The organism is Lactococcus sp. EKM203L, assembly GCF_011800585.1.
GTDB classification, from domain to species: domain Bacteria; phylum Bacillota; class Bacilli; order Lactobacillales; family Streptococcaceae; genus Lactococcus; species Lactococcus lactis.
On sequence record NZ_JAALEQ010000023.1, the window covers coordinates 1 to 6833 of the forward strand.

The following is a 6833-nucleotide window of genomic DNA, read 5'->3' on the forward strand; positions in this document are numbered from 1 at the left end:
TCCCCCTTTTCAAGCCACATTGTAATACAAGAACGAAGTGTTTTGTATTACAATGTGATAGCTTGCAGTATTTATGGTTTTATATTTTCTATTTTGTTGTGAGGATTGCAACGGAATAGGGCGCAATCCTTATTACAAAATCAATGACAAAGGGCGATTGACTAATGAGCGCTGAGGCATTTTATCTTTGAGGAAGTTCTTGATGGATCAGAAAAATGTATCACAAATTTAAACAAAGACTCACTCATTTAAGAGACGCTACTAGCATGAAATTTTGTTGTTGCGATAAGCAACTTCTGATACACGATTTTTAGCCATTACATCACTCGTTTTTAGAGTGATGTGTAAGTGCGCATTGCACTCTTTTTTAACGAAACGAGCCGACCAGCGTTTGACACTTTTTAATTTTTTATCTTATTTTAAAACGCTCTAAAATTCGATTTAAGCGATTTTAATTCGAAAACGTCTATTTATTCAAAGAAAACGCTAGGACGTCTTAAAAGAGCTTTTAAGTGGGTTTAAATTGATTTTGAAATGAATGTCTTGTTAAAAGTTGCGAAAAAAAGTGAAACAAATCATAGGTTTTAAATTTAAGGGGTGTTAGGGCTTGCCCTGACCGTCTGTAAGACGCTTGATTGCAAAGTATGAGTATTTAGCTAGTCAAACAGTTAAAACAGCGTATACGAGCAATTAGAGTGAATCCAAGAAAGTCCTAAGAGAGGGTTTGATCTTTTCTTTTAGCGAGTGCGAGTGAACGCTGCAAGTAAAATGTGAGCGTGGTTTTCGCTCACTCCTTTTTTTGATGATTTTGACTTTGGATTTTACATTTTTGAAAAAAATAAAAAAAGGCGAAGCCTATATTAATTTATCATATATATTTTAATCTTTTGTTCTTTTGCGTGAGGAAGAAGTCAGTTTTTTCAAGGGTATACAGATTTTTTAGGAGAGAAAAAACTATGTATAAGGAGAGAAAAAACTATGTATAAGGAGAGAAAAAACTATGTATAAGGAGAGAAAAAACTATCAGTCCTCTCTTTGTTATGATATAATAAAAGCATGAAGAAATTCCGTCTAAAGAATTTTTCTTCATGCTTAACCAAAATTACTCATAAGGAGCAACTTCTCATGGAAATTATAACAAAAAACGACCGAAACAGCAATGAAAGGACAGTGTGTTCTTTGAAAGAAATTGAAAAACGCAAAATAGTGGAGCATAACGACTTGATAACATCCGTAGCCAAAATGGATAAAGTCCCTTTAAAGATTTTTGAGTTGGCGGTATCCTGCATTGATACGGAAAACTTACCCAAAGAAAATACAATCTATCTTTCAAAATCTGAACTCTTTTCTTTTTTTAAAGTGGATGACAGTAATAAACATCATCGTTTTAAAGAAGCAATAAAGGTTATGCAAAAAGAAGCTTTTTTTGAAATCAGAGAAGAAGCAGGCAAGGGTTTTAAATTTAAAAGCATTGTTCCTATCCCTTACGTAGAATGGACAGATTATCATGATGAAGTGAAAATTGAATTTCATCGTGAAATTATGCCCTATCTGATTGAGTTAAAGAAGAACTTTACGCAGTATGCTTTATCTGATGTTATGGAATTAAACAGTAAATACAGCATTATTCTTTATAAATGGTTATCCATGAATTATAACCAGTACGAGCATTACAGTGCCAAAGGCGGACGGAGAGAAGAACAAGTGGAAAGCTACCGCAATCCGTCTATCACCGTCAAAGAATTACGAGAAATCACTGATACGATTAATGAGTATAAAAGAATGCAAGATTTTACACGTTGGACATTAAAAAAACCATTGGAAGAAATCAACGCTCACACTTCTTTTAACGTGTCCTATGAGAAAGTCAAGAAAGGGCGTTCAATTGATTCTATTGTCTTTCATATCACGAAGAAACCAGTTGCTAAAAATGAATATTATAAGCAAGAAGAACAAGACCCTGTTTATCTTGAAAACAAAGCAGACCGAGAAGTCAAACAACAAGCATTATTTACCGAAGCTATGCAAAGTCCTTACACCAAGTTATTAGGCGAAAAATGGCTAATTAATGTTGCTGATATGCAAGATATAAGTACCATGACAGGACTTGCAGAAAAAGTTTACCCACTATACGATGAACTCAAAGAAGCAAGGGGCTTAAAAGGGGTAGAAACACATCTATCATACGTTGCAAGTAAGCAAGAGGGCTATTCTAAACGAAACGTGGTTAAGTACCTTAAAACGGCGATTGAGGGCTATTTACCGACCGTTGCCTTGCAAGATTTAGAGCAACCAGAACGAGCCAATTACAAAAAGCCAAAACCAAGAACGTTAGAAGAAGTGGCAAAAGACTTTCTGCCAGAATATGAGAACATAACGACTGAAACTGAAAAAGAAGAATTAAGACAAATGAAAGCAGAAATCGACAAAAAGTTACGTGGCGAGGGTTTAGACCATGAGTGAGAACTTAAAGACGATAAAAGAACTTGCGGACGAATGGGGAATCACAAAACAAACTATTCAATATCATATAAAATTTTTGCCGACAGAAAACAGACAGAAAAATGATAGTGGAATAACTGTACTAACGCTTGAAGAACAAAGGATTATAAAAAAAAGGGTTAAAAGAAAAGATAAAAATAAACAGACAGAAAACAGACAGAAAAATGACAAAAAACAGACAGAAGACACACAAGAAAAACTAACTGTAAATAGTGTTTTATTAGAACAAGTATCTGATTTAAAAGAACAGAATAATGATTTAAGAAAATTGTTAGACCAGCAACAACGATTAGCCTTGCAAGATAAAAAGTTGCTAGAAGAATACAAAGCAGAAAATGACAGCTTAAAAGCTCTCAAAATGCCCTCACAGGAAACAGAATTCAAACACTTAGACAATCAATATAAAGATGAAGTGAACGCTCTTAAAGAGTATTTGGAAACTTTGCAGGAGCAAATCAAAGATCAAAAAAGGATAGAAGAACAAGAAAAACCAAGAAAATGGTGGGAACTATGGCGAAAATAGATGATTCAGTTAAAAAGAAAGTTCCAGAATTGCGATTTAAAGGATTCACGGATGAATGGGAAGAGCGTAAGTTCAAAGACATTCTAAAAACACACTCGTTCCGTTCGTACTTAGCTGGTGTTTCAGAGAATGGTGAGTACGAAGTTATTCAACAAGGTGATAAGCCAATTGTTGGATATTCTGATGGTGAACCTTTTACTGATTACAAAGATGTAACTCTGTTTGGGGACCATACAGTTTCATTATATAAGCCCAAAAGCCCCTTCTTTGTTGCTACTGATGGCGTAAAAATTTTAAGTGCAGATAATTTTGAAGGTAATTATCTGTATACAACTTTAGAACGTTATAAACCTGAACCACAAGGATATAAGCGTCATTTTACAATTTTGAAAAATCAAGATGTGTGGTTTACGGAAAATATGGAAGAACAACAAAAAATAGGTTCATTCTTTAAACAGCTAGACGAGACTATCGATCTTCATCAACATAAGTTAGATTTGCTCAAGGAACAGAAAAAAGGCTTCTTACAAAAAATGTTCCCTAAAAATGGGGCTAAAGTTCCTGAATTGCGATTTGCGGGGTTTGCTGACGATTGGGAAGAGCGTAAGTTAGGAGACTTAGCTAATATTGTTCGTGGTGCAAGTCCAAGACCAATTCAAGACTCCAAATGGTTTGATAAAGATAGCGATATCGGATGGTTAAGAATCTCAGATGTAACAGATCAAAATGGTAGGATACATCATCTTGAGCAGCGTATATCCAAATTGGGGCAAGAAAAAACAAGAGTTTTAAAAGAGCCACATCTATTATTAAGCATTGCTGCAACCGTTGGTAAACCTTTGGTTAACTATGTAAAAACAGGGGTTCATGATGGGTTTCTAATATTTTTGAATCCATCATTCGAAAGGGAGTTTATGTTCCAGTGGCTCGAAATGTTTAGGCCGAATTGGAAAAAATATGGACAACCAGGCAGTCAAGTAAACTTGAACTCTGAATTAGTTAGAAATCAAGAAATTCCTCTACCTAGTATCGAAGAACAACAAAAAATCGGCTCATTTTTCAAACAGTTAGATGACACTATCGCTCTTCATCAACGTAAGTTAGATTTATTGAAAGAACAGAAAAAAGGCTTTTTACAAAAGATGTTTGTATAACATTATAAAGAAAGTGATCAGGTATATTTATGACAAGGGAAAAAAGTTTTTCTGATTTAGAAACTCAATTTAGAATACAGAGAAAAAGGAAGCTTATTATTATAAATAAGAAAAAGGCTCAACGCCTTTTTTTAACTAAAAATTATTTTAACTTTATTAATGGGTTTGAAGACCTACTGTTAAAAGATAATAGCTCTAATTCAAAAAAATATAGTAACTTTAAAACAATTTCTGATTTTAATAGAATATACAAATTGGATAAACAAATTTCTAAATCACTTTTTTATCAGTTGTCTAATGTAGAAATTGAATTAAAAAGTAACATAGCCTATTATTTTTGCGAAAAATATTGCAGCGATGGTGTGATAGATAATTTAAAATACGAAGATATCAGTTGCTATACTATTCCTGATAGTAATTCTGGATTAAGTCAATATGTTCATTATTTTTATAAAACTGATTCCAGAGGAAGGTTAAATAATAAAAAAACACATAAGTTATTTTTAAAACATACAATACCTATTCATACAAATAATTTAATATTTAGTGGAATTATTGAACCAGATAACAGACCTCAGTATCCAAGTAAATTTTATCTAAAGGGAAGATTCACAGGTAGTCTAAAAGGATTAAGAAACAATGAATTTGAAGGTACATTAATCATTGATAGCCAGCAAAATAATATCAATTCCATTAGTGATAGCCAGCAAAATAATGTAACAATATCATTAAATGATGTTGCTGGAAAGTTTATTGATTTATCATATAGTGATTATTGTAAAATTAAATATCCACATATATCTAGTTATAGAAAACCACCATTTTGGGTTATTATAAACACGTTGATGTTAAATGATTTAATCATCCTATTTCATGGTTTGGATAGAGACATTCAGAATAGTATAGTTAAAAAAATGGGTAACTTTGATATTAATAATGGCGGTAAAGAAGAATTTCTTAACGCTTTAGATATAGTGAAGCAACTACGAAATAAGGTTGCCCATCATGAAATAGTCACTCGATTTAAAACTGATAACAGCATACCGATAAATGCAGGATTAATAAGTAGATTAGATTTAAGAACCAGGACTGCAAATTTGGAAATCAAATTGTACGATACAATCATTGTTCTAAACGAATTTTATTCCTTTAAAATGACAAGCGTTAAATTTAAAATCCGATTATACATGTTATTTAACATGATTTTATTAAATAATGATATCAATAAAAAATTCAAATCACAGATTGGGTTATAATGATTTTTAATTGTTATTTGTAAAAACGATTTTATTTTGGTATATTATATATATAATATATATAAAAAAATTTAGAGCCACGACGGCGTGTATACTTTGTAAGAGGTGTACTAAAGTCAAAAAGAGAGAGCAATTGCTCTCTCTTTTTTATTTTTAAATACCTCATCATAAAAGGGTCTATAATTAGATAATAACCCCTATACAACGCTATTAAAACAACCCCCGTTATCTATTGGACAGGTAATAGGGGTTGTTTTTATGTTTTTTTATATAATAGAACCAAAGATGGAGGGATTATTTGGGATGGTAGGCATGCTTTTACGCTACGATAACGCCTGTTTTAACGATTATGCCGATAACTGAATGAAATAAACGCTAAAAGCTCCTAGAAACGATTTTAAGCACTTTACAGACGTTTTGAATAATTTCTAAGTAAAAATCCCCGTCTGGTTAGTCAAAATCGCTTAAAACGCAAAATATGACGTTCTAGAACTATTCAAAACAAAAAGAGGACTAAACAAAAAAGTTTAGTCCTCTTTTTGTTTTCCTCATCGGTCTGCTCGATGACAGGAGCAGTCAGATTGAAAATCTGAAATATATTCAAATTATTTTCCTAAGGGCGCACTTATATACCATGAAAAATCATGGTATAAAATGCCAATATTTTAGATTAAACGTGTTGGAAAAAATCGCTTTGCTCATGTAAATAAAAACGTTATAAAGTATTATAGCGAGCTTAGTAAGTGGATATACACTTACGGTAAAAAGGGTTCTGTTTTGAAGTCAAAGATTTATACGAAGATGTCTTAAAAGAATTTGAAATTAATTTTCCAAAAAATATAAATCATGATAATTAATTTTTTTCAAAAAGGGGGATTGGGGGACACCACCAAAAATAAAAAGATTCGTCTGAAACGAGCAAAAATAAAATTGGAAATTTTAGGTTTTGTGAGTGAAAGATGAATACTTTTTACTGTAAGTGTAGCCACACTTGCTAAGTTCACTAAAGACACTAACCCCCTATTTTGGGCTTTTAGAGTTGACAGTAGTTTGAAAGGTTGACAAGATGAAAAAAATCAAAAATCGTGAGCGAAGTATACAGAAAAAATTCTTCGTAAATGAAAAAGAGAACGAAAGAATTAAACTGATGATGAAAAAAACTGGCATCACTAATTTTTCTGTTTTTGCTAGACGAGCTTGTTGTAATAAAGAGATTTTTACTCTTGATTTTTCAGAATATAAAAATATTATTTCTGAAATTTCTTCGACAAAATCTGAACTAAAACGTATCGGAAATAATATCAATCAAATTGCTAAACACTTAAACGAAAATAAAAATAATCAGACAAAAGAATGGATGTCTGATTATCAAAAGCAATTAGAAAATTTGGAAGATAA

Annotated in this window: 5 protein-coding genes; all 5 read left to right on the top strand. The window is 32.0% G+C overall.

Going from position 1 to position 6833, the window contains the following annotated elements:
* Window positions 1-1125 precede the first annotated feature (1125 nt).
* The gene (locus HFD15_RS13665; protein ID WP_129300500.1) at window positions 1126-2463 is read left to right on the top strand and encodes a RepB family plasmid replication initiator protein; all 1338 of its coding nucleotides are present in this window, start codon (window positions 1126-1128) and stop codon (window positions 2461-2463) included.
* Window positions 2456-3025: a hypothetical protein gene (locus HFD15_RS13670; RefSeq protein ID WP_167593763.1), complete on the top strand. Its 570-nt coding sequence runs from the start codon at window positions 2456-2458 to the stop codon at window positions 3023-3025. Before HFD15_RS13665 ends, HFD15_RS13670 begins: the two co-directional genes overlap by 8 nt.
* Complete coding sequence (locus HFD15_RS13675; RefSeq protein WP_202982904.1) at window positions 3013-4179, top strand: restriction endonuclease subunit S; 1167 nt, start codon at window positions 3013-3015, stop codon at window positions 4177-4179. The genes HFD15_RS13670 and HFD15_RS13675 overlap by 13 nt, the downstream gene beginning before the upstream one ends.
* Window positions 4180-4208: 29 nt before the next feature.
* Entirely contained in the window at window positions 4209-5435 is a 1227-nt protein-coding gene (locus HFD15_RS13680; protein WP_167593761.1) for an Abi family protein, read from the top strand.
* Between the two features lie 1066 nt (window positions 5436-6501).
* Window positions 6502-6833, top strand: a 332-nt coding sequence (gene mobC / locus HFD15_RS13685; protein WP_167593760.1) for a plasmid mobilization relaxosome protein MobC, incomplete at its 3' end; no start/stop codon positions are given.